The sequence below is a fragment of the Dictyobacter formicarum genome, from assembly GCF_016587435.1.
This window is the reverse complement of sequence record NZ_BNJJ01000026.1, coordinates 1-18,350: the sequence shown is the minus strand read 5'-3', so window position 1 is coordinate 18,350 and position 18,350 is coordinate 1. Positions and strand designations below refer to the sequence as shown.

Sequence of the window (18,350 nt, the reverse complement as noted above, 5' to 3'; positions counted from 1 at the left end):
GAGGGGGGATATGGACTGGTATTGATGCCAATACATATCATTTTGTATTAACCAGCAAACTGATTGTACTGGGTGTTATAGCCATCACAATGGTGCTGATTAATCGCATCTTCCATCTTAGATGACACTCAATACATGTCGCCAGGGCCCCCACGTCTAAAGGGAAGGCTTGCCGGAGCAGTGAACAATATGTTACATTCAATATCAGATCTTTTCTAGTCATGCATAAATAGAGCAAAACCAGCGAAAAGTATAGAGGGTAAACTTCTTTTTTATTTACCCCCCTATTTTCCGTTGCTCTTTTTTGACGATTACGGATGCAAAAATATGATTATACCTTTTTGAGAGATCTACATTGAAAGAAGCTATGGCTCTCAAATTTAGTGTGTAAAGGATATTTTTCATGATAAGAAAACCTGCAGCCTGGCGTAGGAAGTTTACATTCCAGGGTCGGCCATATTTCTACAATCGTATTCCTTTTAATAATCGGGCTGAACGCGCGGTGGAAATTCCACTTGCATTTGAGTTCCTTAAGAGGAGCTCAATGCAGGCAAACATTTTGGAGATTGGCAATACGCTCCAATATTATGAAAATATGTTAAGTGATGCATACGGTCTGCACTCCCGACTCATCATTGACAAATTTGAGGTTGATTTAGCCGTTGAGAACCTTGATATCATGCATTTAGATCCGCAAAAAAAATATCATGCTATCGTTAGCGTCTCAACAGTCGAACACGTTGGACAACATTGTGATCCTAGTGGTGTCTTTGGAGAACAGAAGCAGATCTCTGATCGGGAGGCGCCTCTTAAAGCCATTGCCAAGGTCTATGATCTGTTAGAAGTGGGGGGACGGGCACTGATTACTGTTCCATTCGGCAAACTTATCGACGGAGGATGGTACATTCAGTTTAGTTCTGACTATTTACAGCTCCTTACTACCAGTTATCGCATTCCTCAAGAGGCTATTTCCATTGGATTGCTCAGGCGCATAACGAGCGAACCTGTCTGGAATAATCCACGTCAAATCTGGGTTGAGGCGATGCCTGAAGAACTTGCAGAAGTACGTTATGATGACATGTTGAGTGGAGCACGTGCTATAGCTGTTATAGAATTAACGAAGCAAAATGAGCCATATCTGCTTGATTTCGACGTTCCACCCACACCACTATCTTACGAATCATCGCAGCTAAGCAAAGGATTATTTTTAACAGTTGGCACAATTAGAAAAACAGTCTCGTCGCTCGTTTTGCATAGATAATTTCCTGTTCATATCCTCGATGCTTAGAATGTGTCTGAAAGCCGGACGTTTCGCGCCTTCGGCCCCTGACACTACGCGCCTTTGGCGCTCAAAAGGTTTTTTATGGTTGGTGCAGCAGGTGCGCGAATGTGCACCTGCTGCACCAACCATAAAAAGAGTGTGGGGACGCCTGCGTTCTCCAGGCCCAAGGACGCTCTGAGCTCAACCCTATCACGGAAACAGCGCCAGTTCGTGCTGGCATTATACAAGCCGTCTGGGCGCTACGCAAGAGTTTAGTCTGATCGATCCAATATAGTGTGCCAACATTTTGATGTAATAGAGGATGCATGAGCATTCCTTGGATGCTCATGTGTTTTTGTACTCATCCATCTCTTGAATATTTTTGTCGAATCGGGTAGTATTACACTTAGAAAATGCTCAGTTTTGCTCGTTTCCCCCCTTTTTGAGGGAGAGGCCCAGTTGTCCACTGGCTGTGAAAGCATACAGAGGAGGGAGTCATGCTCAGTCATGAACCACCCGCGAGCGGATGAGGCGCGCCTTTCATTTGGAGCTCAAAAACTTTCGCCAGATTGCGCAATCGGCTCTCGATCCCCTCAAGCCCTACCGGTTCACGTACTCGGGGCCAGCACCTGTTCCTGGTCCCTATCAGTTTCGTATTGAAGCACTCCTATTCCGTACGCCCACTATTTTTTCTGGGGGGATGTATGCCGTTCGAAAACATGCAATTTGGACATTATAAGCTTTTGCGTCAGATTGGAAGCGGTGGTATGGGGGAGGTCTATCTGGCAGAAGATATACGTATCGCTCGGCACGTGGCAATCAAGATCGTGCGCAACGAAGTTTCTCCTTATCCAAACAGCAGCGCGGCTCATGAGGCTGCGCGACTCTTCCAGCGTGAGATGAAGGCAATATCCAGGCTTGACCATCCACACGTGTTATCTCTCTATGACTTTGGCGAGGAAACGATCAACGGTGTGCTGATGAGCTATATGGTCATGCCTTTTCGCCCCGAAGGATCGCTGGCTGATTGGTTAGCAAAGCGAGAGGGGAGTGATCTGCTCTCATTAGAGGACGTTGCCTTCATTGTGTACCAGGCTGCCGATGCTCTACAGGAGGCACACAACCAACAATTGATTCACCAGGATATCAAGCCTTCCAACTTTCTTATTCGTGTCAGGAGAGATCACCCCAATCGCCCTGACTTGCTGCTCGCGGACTTTGGCGTCTCTAAACTGACCACCGCCACTGCAACGGCGAGTCAAACCGTACGCGGCACACCGGCATATATGTCACCAGAACAGTGGGATGGTCAGCCGGTGCCCGCAACTGATCAGTATGCGCTCGCCGTGATGGCGTATCAGCTCCTGACAGGCTACTTGCCCTTCCAGGGGAGCACAATGCAAGTCATGCGACAGCATTTTACCGCGCAGCCAAAACCGCCGAGCGCACTCAGGCCAGATATTCCTGTCGCTCTTGCTGACGTTGTCTTGCGTGCTCTCGCGAAACAGCCGGAGGAGCGCTTTCCTTCGATTCTTGAGTTTGCGCAAGCCTTCCAGCAGGCAGTGCATGATCCGTCCTCACACAGCAGTACCGGCGTTCCGACCCCGCCTGTTTCGCCGTCTTCGCCGTCCCTGGAGCCAACGATACTGCCTCAACAGCAGGAGACGGTCCTTCCCGACAAAGCCTCACAGGCAACTGATCTGCCTCCAACGGTGGCCGCCCCCGAACCCGTAGAGAAGGAGCCGGATATATCGCCTGTTTCCCCCAAAAAAACAGAGACACCCCAGAAAGGCGGGCAGCGAAGGATGCTCATCGTTGCTCTCGTCATTGTCCTTATCCTTACGAGCATTGTGGGACTTGGAAGTTATCAAATTCATGTCAATACGGTTAACGCACAGGCGACTGCCGATGCAAACTCTGCCACTGCATACGCGCAATATTCTCACCAGGCGACTGCCACTGCATACGCGCGATATCAAGCAAATGCAACTGCCACGTTCGTAGCCGCAAATCCTTATCCTTCCTATCTACCAGGAACGGGAACGGCTATCGTCTCTGATCCACTCGATAACCCTAATAATTGGCGTGAGTATTATGATACCTCTTTTGGTGGTGCTTGTATGTTTAAAGACGGTACATTTCATGTCACCCTAACGCCGTCTCATAAAACCTTCTCCGCGTGCCAGGCTAAATATAGTCGTGGGTCTTCAACATTATTGAGGGCTAGAAACTTCGCTTTTGAAGTGCAGATGAATATCCTTGAGGGCAATTGTGGTGGAATTCTCTTTAGGGGTTCATTCAGCAATTTCAACCGTGAGTATATGTTTGAGGTTTGTCAGGGCGGATATTACAGTTTAAACTATTGGGTGGATACTCATTCCCTTGATGCCAAAACCGCAGTATCTACAACATTTTCTTCCGCGATTCATAGCGGGCTAAACCAATTGAATACCATTGCTGTCGTCGCAAACGGGAGTACAATCTCGATGTACGCGAACCAGCAGCAACTCACAAGCGTCATTGATACAAATTCGGATGAGGAAGGCTGGTTCGCTCTTCTCGCCAGTGTTAATACCACAGCGGGTGATGTCGCCTATCGTAACGCAAAAGTCTGGCAATTATAGGAAGGTTAGCTGAAGCAGGTAGGAGACCAGGGATGGGAGCTGGTCTCCACGCACGTGGACCTGGCCATCGCGCGACCTTCAGAGATTATCCGGCTGTTCTTCAAGCGCCTTAAAAGTTGACATCCAGACCGGCCGGGGCGATGCATCCGTAGGATTAGTCACTGGGAAGATGGGAGTGTGAGAAGAGCGTCTGCCAGTCCTGGGCCTGCAGCAGGTGGGCGAAGCCGTTTTCTCCGATTCCTGGCCAGATATGTGGCTGGTAGGGATACCAGCCGCCCAGGAGGCGCAGCCGGAAGGCGGCGAAATCGGGTTCCTGGCCATAGCCTGCGAAGAGTGGCTCCCACCAGCGCAGGGTGGGGGACAGCACTTGAGCCAGGCTGACGCATAAGCTTACCAGATCGGAGATGCAGTCGCCGGCGGAGGCGACCTCCATATCCAGGGAGGCTGCAACTGCCCATGATCCATCTTGCTGTGCTATGATGATCTGGTCGATCTTGAAGTCTCCCTGCGTGAAGCGGGGCGGCGTATAGGCCGGGGCAAGAAGTTCCGGTAGCTGTTGTATTAACCCATCAAGTTGAGAGAGCAAGGATGGTGTCAGTTCGTCCTGGTGCTGCTGAATCCATTGGTGGATAACCTGGCGGCGCGCTTGTAGTGTCCAGGTGAAGTGCTGCCAGCCTTGCTCATCCGGAGGTGCTGTGGGACCATCTTCAAGCAGCAGATAGCCCGGATAGGCAAATGTAATCTCATGCATGCGGCGCAGATAGTTTCCAACTGTGTATAGTATCTGCGCAATCTCTTGCCGGGAGGCTTCCCCGAGCAACTCGTTCATCAATATTCCGGGAACTTCACGAGTCAAGATATAGGCATGTCCCAGTGGATTGTTGTGATCGAATCCCGCCAGTACTATCTCGGGTGTGGCCAGATCATGCCGCGCGAGGATGTTCCAGGCGCTTACTTCGTGTCTTACCGAATAGCCCGTTTGCCCCTCATCCGGCGGGTACCAATCTTTGGTGTGGAGCTTGAGGTAGAAGGTTTGCTGCTGGCAGGTAATACGATAGGTATGATTCTGTTCTCGCACCTGGGTGATCTGCAGTGGACCATGCAGATCGAGCAGCCCCATCAGGGCCTCAGCCTGCTGATCCGAAAGCGTATACCTGGAGTTTCCTTGCATTCCATGCATTCCCTTTTCCTTTATTATTATGTACTACCAGATGATGAGATACTCGCATTATGGTCTCTATCAAGTGATTATTGTATGTTATTCATCATTATAATCACCTTGTCGCAGCCACTTAAAAATGGCCCAGAAGGCGAGTATAATGATGCCCACAATGATGATGACTATCGTGGTTCCAGAGTCTAGCGACCCGCTCGTGCCGCTGCTATGATAATAGTGAGTGGTGCTGTAATGATAGCGGCTTGTACTTCTCCTTCTACTGGGACTCTTGCCATCGCTATTGTGGGCATGGTGGCTGGATTGTATTGAAAGCGTTGCCGCCCTGGCTGTATGCTGTGACGCGTCGAATGCGAGAAAGCCACAAATTAACCCTATCAGCACAATCAGGCCTATACTACCATGAATAAGTAATGTTGTACATTTATTTTTTATCATAAAAGCTGCCTTCCCCTTCCCTGATCGATACAATTTTTTCATTTTTATTGGCATAAAGAGATTAATGTTTTTGCCGCATTCTCACCACAATATATTAAAATATAAACGCATCCATTCTTTGAGTTTCCAATAAGAATGGTGTTCGCTGCTCACAGGTTGCTTATTTGTTTTGGAGACAAGGAACGCGCGATCGGCTACGGGGTATCACAGGGGCCGAGGGGTGCTGGCACGAGAAGCCGAACCGGGCGGGAACGGGGTCGCCACGCTGCGCGGGCTCCAAGCCGGGGCTAGCCCGGCAAGCTACGGTCGCATTTCCTTTTGGGCAAAAATTTGAATGGCACCCCACCTCTTTTCACCGCTTGACATCTGATCTGTTTTGACGTATATCTATGTAGATTGAAGTCTACGTAGATATACATAAAAGTTAGAGGAGGAGCAAAATATGTCGGCGGAAGATTTTCAAATATTGCTGCAATTTTTTAAGGTGCTGGCGGATGAGACGCGTCTCAAGCTTCTGGGGTTGCTTGCCAATCGAGAGCAGAGTGTTGAGGAGCTGGCCGCGCAACTGCAGTTGAGGGCTCCAACCGTCTCGCATCATCTGGCCAGATTGAAGGAGACGGGTCTGGTGGGGATGCGACCTGATGGTAATACGCATCTGTACTGGCTTGACTCCGAGGCGCTGCAAACGATGAGCAAGGGGCTCCTCTCGTCCGAGAGAATGGCTTCGCTGGTTGACGATGTGGCGGGTGATGCCTGGGAACGCAAGGTATTGAAGGATTTCTTTGAAGGTTCCCGACTCAAGGAGATCCCTGCCAGTCGTAAGAAGCGTTCGGTGGTGTTGAGATGGTTCGCGACCCAATTTGAGGAGGGGACGCGCTACACGGAAAAGCAGGTTAATGAGATCATCCAGCGTCACCACGAGGATGCCTCCTCGATACGTCGCGAGCTGATTGGTGAGAAGTTGATGCAACGTGAGAACGGAACGTACTGGCGGGTATAGCGTATCCCGCCAGCGGTTTGTTCAGTCATTTAACCCATCCAGCCAGGTGCTTATCGCTTCGCTTACGCGACTATCTGTTTCCTCACTCATGGCCTGCGTTTCTTGCCAGGAGACGCCGGGCTGGACACGTTTGTAGAAGTGTTGGAGATCAGGGAAGAAGGCCAGTTGCGTTGTCTCGGGATATATCGTATGCCGTGCCTGGTAGAGCCGCTCGCCATTGTCGGCATGCACCCCCGATTCATCCATGCCTCCCTGCACGATGAGCACCGGGCTGGTTACCCTGGCGATCTCGCTGCAGGGATCGATCGCGTCATAGTCGCGCATGTACTGCTGTCCATCTTGCGCCAGCGGGTTGGCGGGGTCCCAGCTCTTCACAAAGAACTCCATAGTTGGATCAGCTTTGATTTCCTCTGTGAATGGCTCTCCGGCACGCATCAGCTCGAAGGCGCGGATATAGTTTCTAGCATTGACTTTGAACGCCCCAAAGTCAATGATCTCGCCCTGTTCCTTTGCCATTGCCTGCGCTTTATAAATGAAGAGATCCATATAGCGCAGTGCTGGTCCAGAGAGGCTGATGAGGGCATCTATGCCGCTCGCGGACTGCTGCTCGATCAGCATAGCATGCACGCTACCCTCGCTATGTCCTGCGAGAGCCAGTCCCTTCGCCTGTGGTACCATCGCGCGCAGTTTGCCGACCGCTGCCTCGGCGATATATCTTTGCCGCGCAAAGAAACGATGCGCCTTGACTTGCTGCTCGTCCACAATCTCTGCCCCTGTCCCTTCACCATATTTGGCGTAGCGCAGCACCGCATGTCCGTGCCCCGCCAACTGCCGCGCCAGGTCCGCGTACATATGGGGCCGCATCGGTATGCCTGGATAGTTGCCATCTACGTCGTTGGCCATGGAGCCGGGAAGAAGCAGGATACTCCACTTCACCACCTGCCCCTGCGGCAGGGACAGTACCGCCGGAAGCCGATATCCCTCTGCTTCAAACATAAAGCGTTCTTCTTTATAGGATTGTTCCATCTGTTGACCGCTCCTTTTCACACGCTGTCTTTTGACTAAGAACTAGAGGAGAGTGTACACTCTCCAGTAACTGGAGAATCAAGCCTGTGTGAGGAGAATATGAGCGAGCCGCAAGAGAAGTTATATACCATTGGCGCCGTCGCCAAACTGACGGGCGTTCCCATCAAGACGATCCGCTATTATACCGATATCGGCCTCTTACCTGCCACCGACAGAACAGAGGCGCGCTTTCGCCTCTATTCAACCGCAGCGATCTGGCAACTCCAATTGATTCGCGTGCTGCGCCAGCTCGAGTTCAGCCTGGAAGAGATCCGCGCTATCATCGGAGGTAACCTCTCTGTGGATACAGCCATCGACTGGCAGCTGGAGGCGGTCGCGCAGCACATCAATCGGCTGCAACGGGTCCAGGAGGTGCTACAGCAGGCGAAAGAGGGCAGCCAGCAGCCAGAGCAATCAATCCATACCCTTTATGAACTGGGACTGGCGTTGAGTGAGAATGTGGCCGACCGTAGCCACTTTGTGACCGCGAAGCTGCATGCGCTAGTGGAACAGGCCAACCTGCCAGATGAATGGCGTCGTCAGCTCCTCGACCACTTCACCTGGCAATCGCCAGAGAGCCTCACGACGCAGCAGATCGCCGCCTGGACCGAGGTTGTCCGCATCCTCAACGATCCGGCCTTCAGCGAGGAAGCTCTCCGTTTCAACTCGCCCGCACTCCACCAGGCAAGCAGGCAGATAGATATTGATGAATATAATCAGCAGGCTCTCAAGTTGATCCAGCAGGCGCAGTCAGCTGCATTACGAGGAGAACCTCTCGAGAGCAAGGAGGTGCAAGCGTTGCTATGGGACTGGATCAGATTCGTCGCTGCATCAACGCAGCAGGCCATCACACCGGCCTTTGTACAGGATCTTTCTGCTAAGTTTTCCGCCTCCAGGAATGATCTCATGCAGCGTTTCTGGACGCTCATGGCGGCGCTCAGCGGCCGTGAAGCTCCTCCTTCCTACCAGGAAGGTTTGGATCTGCTGGCCGCAGGTTTACGTTTACTTATTGCTCAACAGGCGTAGCAATGCGCCTGCTTGAAAGGGGTGCTGACGCCTTTCAAGCATATCCTCTCCATGAGGAGACGGTATCGCTTGTCAAGAGAGAAATCGGGTGCAAGGCCCGAACCTATGGGGGAGGCGGTTTCGGGCTTCGAGAGAGAAATCGGGTGCAAGGCCCGAACCTATGGGGGAGGCGGTTTCGGGCTTCGAGAGAGAAATCGGGGCTTGCCCCCGATTTTTTTGCTCACGCGCGAATATGTTCAAGAGACGATGTCATGTTTCCCCTCATCTATTTGCATTTCAAGGAGTACGGGCGCGGTCCCCAACAGACTCCTGTTCAGAGGAGATTATAGGCTGTTGCGCCTGTTCGCGGGCGCGCTGGCGTAACTCGATCGATCTGCGCCAGCGATCTCCCAGTTTCATGCCGGGTTTCTCTATCAACGTATAGTAGAGTATGCAGAAAGGTATAATGCCTACGAACGCCCATACCCAGTAGAGGAGGTACACGAGGTAGTGGTTCAGATGGGGAAAAAGCGGCTGCTGTACGTGTGTCTGGAAAAACACGATCAGCGGCAGATGCCAGATATAGAGGCTGTATGAGATCAGGCCCAGCCAGCGCAGCGGTCGCCAGGTAAATGGACGCTGCAAGGCCTGTGCGCCAAACAGGATGGCGAGAATACACATGCCATAGCCAAAGGAGAGCAGCATTTCGCTCAGCCAGTTAAAGTAGGGCATCACAGGATTGAGGAATGGCCAGGCCGGGGTTCGGGGATCTGATTGAAAATGCCAGATGGCCGAGAAGAGCAGTATTACTATACCCGCCCCCCACAGCCAGGGACTCAAGCGGCGCAGCTTTTGCACAGATGGTCGTTCCGCGGGTCCATTCTGCGCGTAGACATACAGGAGCGAGCACAGCATTCCCACCGCAAAATCCTCGATATACTTGCCGGTTTGTCCATACGTAAAGAAGAGTATGACATCAATGATGGGACGCGGCAGGAGAAATGTTGCCGTCGGATTGCCCCAGAAATATGAGCCCACAAAGCGTACAATCAGTCCCCCCACTATGATGGCGCACAGACTGAGTGCGACCCCGCGCAGTCGATGCCCGAGCCGTACGCGCCTGACCAGCAGCGAGATTCCCAGTGTCAGCAACGGCAAGAGTAGATAGAATTGCCATTCAACGGCCAGGGTCCAGTAAGGACCATTGAGGGCGCGGAACGTAGACCTGGACGAATCCATGAACAGGGTCAGGAACAGCAGCAGGTCAGTCCGGTGGGCGGGCTGCCAGTATTGTGGTGCGCTCAACGCAATCAGCAGGAAGAGCGAGATATAGTAGCCGGGTAGGATGCGCAGTGCGCGCCGCAGGTAAAATGTTCTGGCCAGTGGCCAGCGGCCGCGCGTCAGGAGCGCCTTCGCATAGGGCAAAAAAAGCAAGAAGCCCGAAAGTACAAAAAACAGCGTGACACCAGTCCCACCGGCCGTCGCGATCGAGGACGCCAGCGGATTAGTATGCCAGTCCCACAGATTATCGCCATTCGTACGATTAATATGGAAGATCAACACAAATAGAATGGCGCAGCCTCTCACCCCATCTAGCGCCGTAATCGTGCCTTTCTGCTGGTCATGCTTCTGCTCCTCAAACACGCCCCTCCGTAAAGTGCTCAATGCTGCCTGCCTCCTTGTGAATGGTATTGAACCTCCATTATACACAACAACAGGCAGGCATGCTTCCGGCAACCGTTGAAGGTCGCTCCCAGGGGGAATGATCAGGTTAGTGAGTTGATGGTGTCGATGTGTTCCTATTTTCGACGGTTCCAACCAAAACTCAGAGTCGAGAAAAAGAAAGAACCTCCTGAACGATGGGTGCGTCCAGGAGGGGAGGGACAGGAGCTGGTTGCGGCATAGCAAACACGCCGCAACCAGCAACAGATGACGATTGATAGGCTTACCCCTTGACGCTGCCAGCTCCCAGGCCGCCGCGCCAGAAGCGCTGCAGGAGGATACAGCCGATCAGCAGCGGGATCGAGGAGACCAGGGCCCCGGTCACGATCAGGGGATAGAGAAAGTTATTTGCTCCACCCGTAGTGATATTCCAGGTCTCCAGGCCGACCGAGATCGGGAAGAGATTCTGGTTGCTCAACATGATCAACGGGAGGAAGTAGTTGTTCCAGATCGCCACGAATTGGAAAAGCAGGATCGTCACCAGCGCGGGGATCATGAGCCGCATCGCTACTGTTAAGAAGGTGTGAAACTCGCCGGCTCCGTCGATGCGGGCCGACTCCAGGAGTTCATTGGGCACGGAAGACGACGCATAGATGCGCGAGAGATAGACTCCGAAGGGACTGACGAGGCTGGGTAAGAGCACCGACCAGATTGTGTTGGTCAGGCCCACCCCGCTCATCATCAGATACAATGGTAGCGCCAGGGCTGTTGCTGGAATCAGGATAGCTCCCAGAATCATCGCGAAGATGAGGTCGCGTCCATGGAAATCATACTTTGCCAGGGCGTAGCCAGCCATGGCGGCCAGAAACGTGCCCACTACCGAGCCCACGCCTGCGTAGAGCAACGTATTGAGCATCCAGTGTACATAGAGGCCATCGCTATAGGTGAGCAGTTGATGCAAGTTACTCCACAGGTTAAAACTGGAAGCGAACCAGAGGCCAAAGGTGTTGAACAGATCTCCCGTGTTCTTGGTTGCCGAAACGATCAGCCAGAAGAAAGGGATCAGGAAGTACAGCGTGCAAATGATCAGGAACGTCATTGCCCCCACGTTGCTGCCGGAAAACTGGCGAGACCTCGGGCTGCTGACCTGCGTGGTTGCCGTTTCCTGGCTGATTGATACTGGAGCCGAAGCGGTTTGTTGACTCATGTTTACACTCCTGCCTGTCGTCGCGTCACGCGTAAGAAACCGAAAGAGAAGACGAAGGTTACCAGGGCCAGCACGACTGATAGCGCGGCCGCGTAGTAGTAGTTATTGTAAGCAAAAGCGGTGTTGTAGGCATACAGCACCGGTGTGAAGGACGTTGCAATGTTGTTCGAGATTGACGAGAGTACCTGTGGTTCAGCAAAGAGCTGCAGGGTCCCGATGATCGAGAAAACGCCCGTCAGAACCAGGGCCGGTGCTACCAGGGGTATTTTGATGAACCAGGCAATGCGCAACCCCGAACAGCCATCCATGCGGGCCGATTCATAAATGTCTGCGGGGATGGCCTGCAGGGCCGCAAAGATAATCAGCATATTGTAACCTGTCCAGGCCCAGATAGCGATATTCGCAATTGACCAGAGCACAGTGTTATAGCCCAGAAAATCCGGTGCCGGCAAATGCAGCGTCTGCAATCCCTTGACAATGGGGGAGAGGGCCGGGTCATAGAGGTATCCCCACAGCAGGGCGGCGATGATGCCCGGAACAGCATAGGGCACGAAGAAGGCCAGGCGGAAGAAGGCCTTGAAGCGCACCACGGTTGAATCCAGCAGCAGGGCCAGCACAAGAGCTAAAATCAACATCAGCGGGACCTGTACAACACCATAAAGCAACATGCGAGCGATGCTGGCATAGAATTTCGTGTCACTGAGCACCGCCGCATAGTTGTTCAGGCCACTGAAGGCAGCGGTCGGCCCGCTCAGGCCCAGCCCCTGACGCTGGAAATGGAAGGTACTCTGGACAATGGCATAGACGATGGGGGCGAGAAAAAACAGGATGAAAAGCACCCCAAAGGGAAATAAAAACAGGTAGGGTGTCCGTACCCGCTTCCAGGTAGTTGAATGTGCGCGTCCACGAGCGGACACACGGGAGTTTGCTGCGAGCGCCATTGCTTGTTCTCCTATCTTGGCTTGCCGCGCCTTTGCATCCTTTAGTAGCAGGCAGCACTGAAGGCGCACCAGTTGCCTGCCTGCCAGACAGCATCGTTCCCTATTCAGTTCTTGACATTAAAGCCCTGGTTTCGCATAAACATGAGTGTGCTCTGCTGAACGGAATTCAGCCCATTTGTCAGGGTACCCTGATCGCTGGCAGCACCGGCAAAATTGTCACCAAAGTCGTTGTATACCTGGTTAATGGTAGGTCCCCACTGGTAATTGGCATTCACATGTTCCGAGCCATCTTTAAATATGGCGCCGACGTTCTGATTGCCAAAGAAAGGCTGAGGGCCGTTCACGAGGGACGAGTCTAAATTTGCCTCGCTGGCGGGGTAAATGGCGTTCCCCTTGATCATCTCTCCGACGGCCTGCTTATTGGTATTGAGCCACATGGCGAACTCAGCCGCCTCTTTAGGATGTTTGGTGCTATTGAACACAGCGGTCGTAGACCCACCCCAGTTTCCGTTGGTGTGCTGGCCCGCCTCCCATTGTGGAAGAGGGGCTACGCGCCATTTGCCGGTCGTCTGCGGAGCATTGGGCTTGATGGTACCCGCGCCCCAGGCGGCAGAAATCCAGGTCGCCAGGGTGCCGGAGTTCAGGTCATGGTACCAGGCATCAGCGAAGTCCGGCTCGGTCTTGATAAGTTTCTTGTTGAGCAGATCCTGCCAGTAAGATGCCACTTGCTGGGCCTGGGGATTATTGATGTTCACTTTCCAGGACTGTCCATCGATGCTGAACATCTGCCCGCCAGCCTGCCACACAAGCCCGTTGAACCATCCCGCATCCCTGGCGGGGAAATCGGTAATGTATGCATTGGGATCAGCGGCATGCAGTTTGGCGGCGTCATCGGCAAACTGAGCCCATGTGGTAGGTATGGGCAGATTATATTTCTGGAAGAGGTCCGCCCGATAGTACAGGACCAGGGGGCCGGTATCCTGTGGGATGGCGTAGACCGAATTGCCCAGCGATACCTGGTTCCAGGTCCAGGGCACAAACTGGTCTTTGATCGTGTTGGCGCCATATTTGGAAAGATCGATCAGGGAACCGGTTGTTTCGAAGGTCGGTAGGATCTGGTACTCAATCTGTGCCATGTCAGGTTCGTTATTGGCTTTGATCGCCGTGTAGAGCTTGTTGTATTCGTTTGGGCCTCCACCTACGTTGATCACATTTACGTGTATATTTGGATGGAGCTTAGTGAACTCGGCCGCTGCCTTATCGACGCCGGTAACCCAGTTCCAGAATGTCAGGGTGACCTGACTTCCCGACGAGCCACCATCAGCAGAGACTGACCCTGAACCCGGGCCGCTGTCACACGCGGCCAGTATTCCGAGCAACAAGGCGGCCAGCAACACTAGAGGTATAACTTTCGCCTTTGAGAATGCAAAGCGATCTGGCATGGTGATCTCCTTTCTCCCTCAAGCGTATGGACAATCTAAATGACAGTCAACGCATCTAAATGACAGTCATGGTACGTATAAAGATCAAGGGGCTTTTACTGAAGGGGGTGTCTCTGTGACAGAAAACGTATCGTCCTCATGACAAGAGTGTGATTCGCCGAGATAGTGCTGAGTCAGTTGTAAAGAAACGACAACCTGTCATGGATTGTCGTCATATAGACCTCCACCAGTAATGGACACCGTAGATGATTTAATACGTTGCCATCGTTGTCATTGAACATAAAATACAGTATATGAAAACTGTATTATGTTAATAGAAACTATACTATGTTGATAGAAAGAAGTCAATATCGATCTTTTAATGAACCGATGAGTTAATATATAGTTAACAAATGTTATTTTTTGTGATTGTATAGGGGATGGCACGAGTTTTTTTGCTCAAGATGAGACAGCAAGGAAGGATATGCTGAAGAAAAGCTGAATCCAGACAAGGCCATGGTTGATAACAACCATGGCAACTTGCGCAAAAGGAGAGGCGAAGCGGAAGGGGAGAGGCTCGCGTGCCGCTTGCCTGCTCACCACCCATTGGCGGATACGCGCTCCACAGGTTTTTCCACTTTAGCGATATGCTCGATTCGTACCTTCAAAAATTTCTTGAGTCCCAGGGAGCGCCACATCCCCTGCATCGGTGCAGGCAGCTCAGGAAGCACATCGGCTGCGTCAATGAGGGTTGGCTCGATAAGCGTGTATACCACCTGATCCCTTGTGAGCGTGAAGTGTCCGGAGGCCATGACGTTGCGGCACCAATCGGTATTCTCGCCATAGGGAAGTGGAATGACAAAGCCACCCAATCGTGGCACGAAATCAGCTAACACCGGCGTCGTGTATATACTCTCGGAGCGACGTCCTACATGTTGTAATGCCGCATAGGGACTATTGTGGCGGCCCGCGATTTTCAAGACGCGAGGATTCATATAGTGCTTGTTGAATGTACGTAACCTGTTTAGCAGACGTTCCCGGTTGCTCCTGGCGATAGCGACCAGTACCGCTAGCATCAGCACAAGCCGAATGCCGACCAACCAGCTTCTCCTCCTGGCCGAGCGTTTCCTGGTGAGATTGGATGTATTCATAGTTGCATCTTCCTTTTCAGAGTAGACTCAACATAGATGCCACCTTCCTATTTTAACATGGGAGCGGGAAGTCCCTCCCCGTTTCAGGGGGAGGGATGAAAGCGACCCGCATACCCTTTCTTTACTTGCCTTGACACTCTGTGATGTAACGGGTGATCGTCTCGGCTGAAACGCTACCCGCCGTTCCCACGTAGTAACTGCTCGTCCACAAGTGGTCCTTTCCACACCCTTTTTTGAGATGAGGGAACCGCTCACGTAAGAAACGTGACGAGTACCCTTTGAGCAGATTGGCAATCAGCGCCGGGCTACATCGGGGTGGCGCACTCACAAAGACATGAATATGGTCGATGTCAGTTTCCATCGCCAGCAGGGTCAACCCCTGCTTTTCGCACCACTCAGCAATCAACCGTTTCGTCTCCACTTGTACCTCTCCGGTGAGAATACGCCGCCGATACTTGGGAATCCATACGAGGTGATATGCGATTGAGTAGTGGGTATACCTCGTTTTACCCACTTGTAAGCCACTTGCCATATATGATATACTCTACCACATGAACACCGTAAAAATATACCAACTGAATCATCTGCCGGTAAAGCACTACCAGCGATTGCGTTGTGCACAACAAGAAGCGGCGTTGGTCTGGAATGCGTGTGTTGCCCTCCACCTGCAAGCACGCATGCAGCATACGAAGTGGCCCGGGCGTGATGCCTTGCAGAAAGCCACTAAAGGACGCTTTGGGCTGCATAGCCAGTCGTTCAAATGGTCACGCATGCTTTTCTTGCCAATGTGGAGACCACCCGGCAACTTCGCCAGTCGCATCCGGAAATGCGGATGCGCTATCCCTACAAAGAAAAGCGATTCTACCCCGTCTCCTGGCCTGCGCAAGCCGTGACCAAAGAAGGCAAGCGCGTCGTGTTACCAATGGGACGTGGACGCGCTTCGCTGGTGCTGCCAGTCGAACTGCCTGAACACAGTCGGTCGGTGACACTGGTGTGGAACAATGGCTATGAATTGCATGTCAGTGTCGAGGTCCCGCAAGCTGAAGAAGCTCCGGGAAAGGTCCACGCCACGGTCGATCTTGGCGAGATCCACCTTGCGACGGTCACAACCAACACCAGTGAGGCGATCATCGTCACTGGACGGGGGATACGCTCACTCAAACGAGGACGCACCAAGGCCTTGCGCACGATCAGCAAGAAACAAGCTCGATGCACCAAACGCTCCCGTCGTTGGAAGAAGTTGCAACGGGCCAAAAACAAGCAATCTCGACGAGCCGAGCGCCGCATTCGTGACCAGCGGCATCAAGCCACCCATAAAGTGATCGATTTTTGTATCGAACACAACGTCGGGACCCTCTTCATTGGCAACCCTCATGGGGTGCGCAAGAAGAGCAATGGACGCCACCACAACCAGCGTATGAGCTTGTGGGAATACGGCAAAGATATCGGCTACCTGACCCACAAAGCAAAACAGGCTCACATTGAGTGCTTCACTGGCTCCGAACGAGGAACAAGCAGCCAGTGTCCGGAATGTGGGCATAAACATAAGCCGAGAAACAGGCAATGGATCTGCAAAGCGTGCGGGTTCTCTGGACACCGCGACCTGGTTGGTTCGATCAATATGCATAAAATCACCTTTGATGAACAAGTAAACTTTCCTCGTTCGTTTACGTATCTACGTCCTGCCAAAAGTAGGAAAAGTAGTAGGAGGGCAGACATGCCCCTGGTCTTATAACGAGATCTGTTGTCTCAGTGAGTCCGAGCCTCACCCACACGTTGTAGACGTGGTCCCTTCGGGGGCAGGCTACCGCCCGGACGATGCTGAGAAGCCTGTCACCCTTTAGGGGACAGGAGTGTCACTTATGCCGCATCGATCGCACATAAATCAGCAAGATAGGAGAAGTTTTTTGGGTGGAAGCGAGTGCTTGTCCGAGAGGGCGTGCCATGTTATAGTGGCAAGCAAGTTTGCTGAAAAGGACTTTCGCCCGCCTGGCGTTGGGAAAAGGAAAAAGCTTCATGTTTATGTTACGCCGCTACACCTCTGTTGATCAGGAAGCTGTCGAACGTCTGCATGTGTCTGTTCTTCAGCAGACCGGAGCCTATCTGGGCCGTGGTCCCTGGGACGATGATGTGTATGCTATTGAGGATGTGTATCTCAAGAATCAGGGAGAATTTTTGATTGGTGAATGCGATGGCCGGTTGGTGGCGATGGGCGCTTTGAAGCGCACTGGTCCGGAACGCGCCGAGCTCAAACGCATGCGCATCCATCCTGATTATCAGGGGCGCGGCTACGGTCAGCTCATTCTGACTGAACTGGAAAACCGGGCCCGTGCTCTCGGCTACCAGACCCTGCATCTTGATACCTCCATTCTCCAGATTCCAGCTCAGAAGCTCTACGAAAAGAACGGCTTCCGTGAAGTCGGCCGCGATCAGTATCAACAGCGAGTAGACAAGGATACCTATCAGATGCTCGAGGTAATCCTGTATGAAAAGCAGTTAGCCTGAATACAGGTTCTAGACCGCAGAATCGGCCTTTTAATATAAATCTGGGTTCTCCAACCGCTATGGTGACTGACATGATTGTCTGCCTCGCTGTTTTCCTTTTTTTGTGCTGAGATCTAGCTCTTCCTCAATTTGAAGATGAACTTACCACCACATCAGTCGGAGAACCCAGATCTGAGTCAAGCTGGCATTATCGTCTCCATATGGGATCACCGGATCCTCATGGCTGACCGACGCTTCGCCGTGCTACCAGGTCTAGGATCTCAGGAAGGCCAGCAGGTCGGCGTTGACCTGATCCTGAAGCGTGGCCGTGAGCCCATGCGGTGCGCCCGGATAGTAGATTTCCTTCGCGCCCTTGATGAGCCTGGCCGATTTCTTTGCCGAGTCCTTGACGGGAACGATCTGGTCGTCCTCACCATGCATGACCAGGGTTGGAACATCGAACTTCTTGAGGTCCTCGGTGAGATCGGTCTCAGAGAAGGCCTTGATGCTTTCATAGGCGTTCTTGAGACCGGCCTGCATGCTCCAGAGCCAGAACTGATCCAGGATTCCCTGCGAGACCTTCGCCCCTGGCCTGTTGGCACCATAGAACATGAGAGCCAGGTCCTTGTAGAATTGCGAGCGGTCCTTGAAGAGGTTGCTGCGCAGGTTGTCAAACACCTCTATCGGCAGTCCCTCCGGATTGGCCGCGGACTTCAGCATGATCGGCGCCACCGCGGAGATGAGGACCGCTTTGGCGACCCGCTTCGTCCCGTGGCGCCCGATGTAGCGGGTGACTTCACCGCCGCCGGTGGAGTGGCCCACAAGCGTAGCGTCCTTGAGATCGAGCGCCTCGATCACAGCTGCCAGGTCGTCGGCATAGCCGTCCATGTCGTTCCCCGAAGAGGGCTGGCTCGACC

General features: G+C 52.7%; 16 protein-coding genes. 6 read left to right on the top strand and 10 right to left on the bottom strand.

From position 1 onward, the window contains the following. The first annotated feature begins 403 nt into the window (after positions 1 to 403). Entirely contained in the window at positions 404 to 1,261 is an 858-nt protein-coding gene (locus JMI88_RS32505; RefSeq protein ID WP_201366195.1) for a class I SAM-dependent methyltransferase, read from the top strand. A gap of 704 nt (positions 1,262 to 1,965) precedes the next feature. Continuing rightward, entirely contained in the window at positions 1,966 to 3,885 is a 1,920-nt protein-coding gene (locus JMI88_RS32500; RefSeq protein ID WP_201366194.1) for a serine/threonine protein kinase, read from the top strand. Between the two features lie 154 nt (positions 3,886 to 4,039). On the opposite strand, the gene JMI88_RS32495 is transcribed toward JMI88_RS32500, so the two are convergent. Both JMI88_RS32495 and JMI88_RS32490 read right to left on the bottom strand, forming a co-directional pair. Continuing rightward, positions 4,040 to 5,065, bottom strand: a complete 1,026-nt coding sequence (locus tag JMI88_RS32495; RefSeq protein WP_201366193.1) for a phosphotransferase family protein — start codon at positions 5,063 to 5,065, stop codon at positions 4,040 to 4,042. A gap of 78 nt (positions 5,066 to 5,143) precedes the next feature. Beyond that, a complete protein-coding gene (locus JMI88_RS32490; RefSeq protein WP_201366192.1) occupies positions 5,144 to 5,497 on the bottom strand; it encodes a hypothetical protein in 354 nt (117 codons plus the stop codon). Between the two features lie 442 nt (positions 5,498 to 5,939). On the opposite strand from JMI88_RS32490, the gene JMI88_RS32485 reads away from it, so the two are divergent. Next, entirely contained in the window at positions 5,940 to 6,497 is a 558-nt protein-coding gene (locus JMI88_RS32485) for a DUF2087 domain-containing protein (protein WP_201366191.1), read from the top strand. A gap of 21 nt (positions 6,498 to 6,518) precedes the next feature. Here JMI88_RS32485 and JMI88_RS32480 read toward each other — a convergent pair whose 3' ends face one another. Beyond that, positions 6,519 to 7,523: an alpha/beta hydrolase family protein gene (locus tag JMI88_RS32480; protein WP_201366190.1), complete on the bottom strand. Its 1,005-nt coding sequence runs from the start codon at positions 7,521 to 7,523 to the stop codon at positions 6,519 to 6,521. A 99-nt stretch (positions 7,524 to 7,622) separates the two neighbouring features. Here JMI88_RS32480 and JMI88_RS32475 point away from each other — a divergent pair, with 99 nt between their 5' ends. Further along, positions 7,623 to 8,588, top strand: coding sequence for a MerR family transcriptional regulator (locus JMI88_RS32475; RefSeq protein WP_201366189.1), 966 nt, complete (start codon positions 7,623 to 7,625; stop codon positions 8,586 to 8,588). A gap of 276 nt (positions 8,589 to 8,864) precedes the next feature. On the opposite strand, the gene JMI88_RS32470 is transcribed toward JMI88_RS32475, so the two are convergent. From JMI88_RS32470 to tnpA, 6 genes are all read right to left on the bottom strand, one after another. Further along, positions 8,865 to 10,232, bottom strand: a complete 1,368-nt coding sequence (locus JMI88_RS32470) for an acyltransferase family protein (RefSeq protein WP_201366188.1) — start codon at positions 10,230 to 10,232, stop codon at positions 8,865 to 8,867. Positions 10,233 to 10,512: 280 nt separating this feature from the next. Continuing rightward, the gene (locus JMI88_RS32465; RefSeq protein ID WP_201366187.1) at positions 10,513 to 11,436 is read right to left on the bottom strand and encodes a carbohydrate ABC transporter permease; all 924 of its coding nucleotides are present in this window, start codon (positions 11,434 to 11,436) and stop codon (positions 10,513 to 10,515) included. A gap of 2 nt (positions 11,437 to 11,438) precedes the next feature. Then, complete coding sequence (locus JMI88_RS32460) at positions 11,439 to 12,377, bottom strand: carbohydrate ABC transporter permease (protein WP_201366186.1); 939 nt, start codon at positions 12,375 to 12,377, stop codon at positions 11,439 to 11,441. Positions 12,378 to 12,481: 104 nt separating this feature from the next. Continuing rightward, a complete protein-coding gene (locus JMI88_RS32455; protein ID WP_201366185.1) occupies positions 12,482 to 13,819 on the bottom strand; it encodes an ABC transporter substrate-binding protein in 1,338 nt (445 codons plus the stop codon). Between the two features lie 575 nt (positions 13,820 to 14,394). Next, positions 14,395 to 14,949 (bottom strand): hypothetical protein, encoded by a 555-nt coding sequence (locus JMI88_RS32450; protein WP_201366184.1) that lies wholly within the window; start codon positions 14,947 to 14,949, stop codon positions 14,395 to 14,397. 121 nt (positions 14,950 to 15,070) lie between these two features. Further along, the gene (tnpA, locus tag JMI88_RS32445; protein ID WP_201366183.1) at positions 15,071 to 15,481 is read right to left on the bottom strand and encodes an IS200/IS605 family transposase; all 411 of its coding nucleotides are present in this window, start codon (positions 15,479 to 15,481) and stop codon (positions 15,071 to 15,073) included. A 228-nt stretch (positions 15,482 to 15,709) separates the two neighbouring features. Between tnpA and JMI88_RS32440 the strand changes: the two genes are divergently transcribed. After that, positions 15,710 to 16,684, top strand: coding sequence for an RNA-guided endonuclease InsQ/TnpB family protein (locus JMI88_RS32440; protein ID WP_201366182.1), 975 nt, complete (start codon positions 15,710 to 15,712; stop codon positions 16,682 to 16,684). A gap of 281 nt (positions 16,685 to 16,965) precedes the next feature. After that, on the top strand, positions 16,966 to 17,454 hold the full coding sequence (locus JMI88_RS32435) for a GNAT family N-acetyltransferase (protein WP_201366181.1): 489 nt from the start codon (positions 16,966 to 16,968) through the stop codon (positions 17,452 to 17,454). 252 nt (positions 17,455 to 17,706) lie between these two features. On the opposite strand, the gene JMI88_RS32430 is transcribed toward JMI88_RS32435, so the two are convergent. Then, on the bottom strand, positions 17,707 to 18,350 hold a 644-nt coding region (locus JMI88_RS32430; protein WP_201366180.1), incomplete at its 5' end, for an alpha/beta fold hydrolase.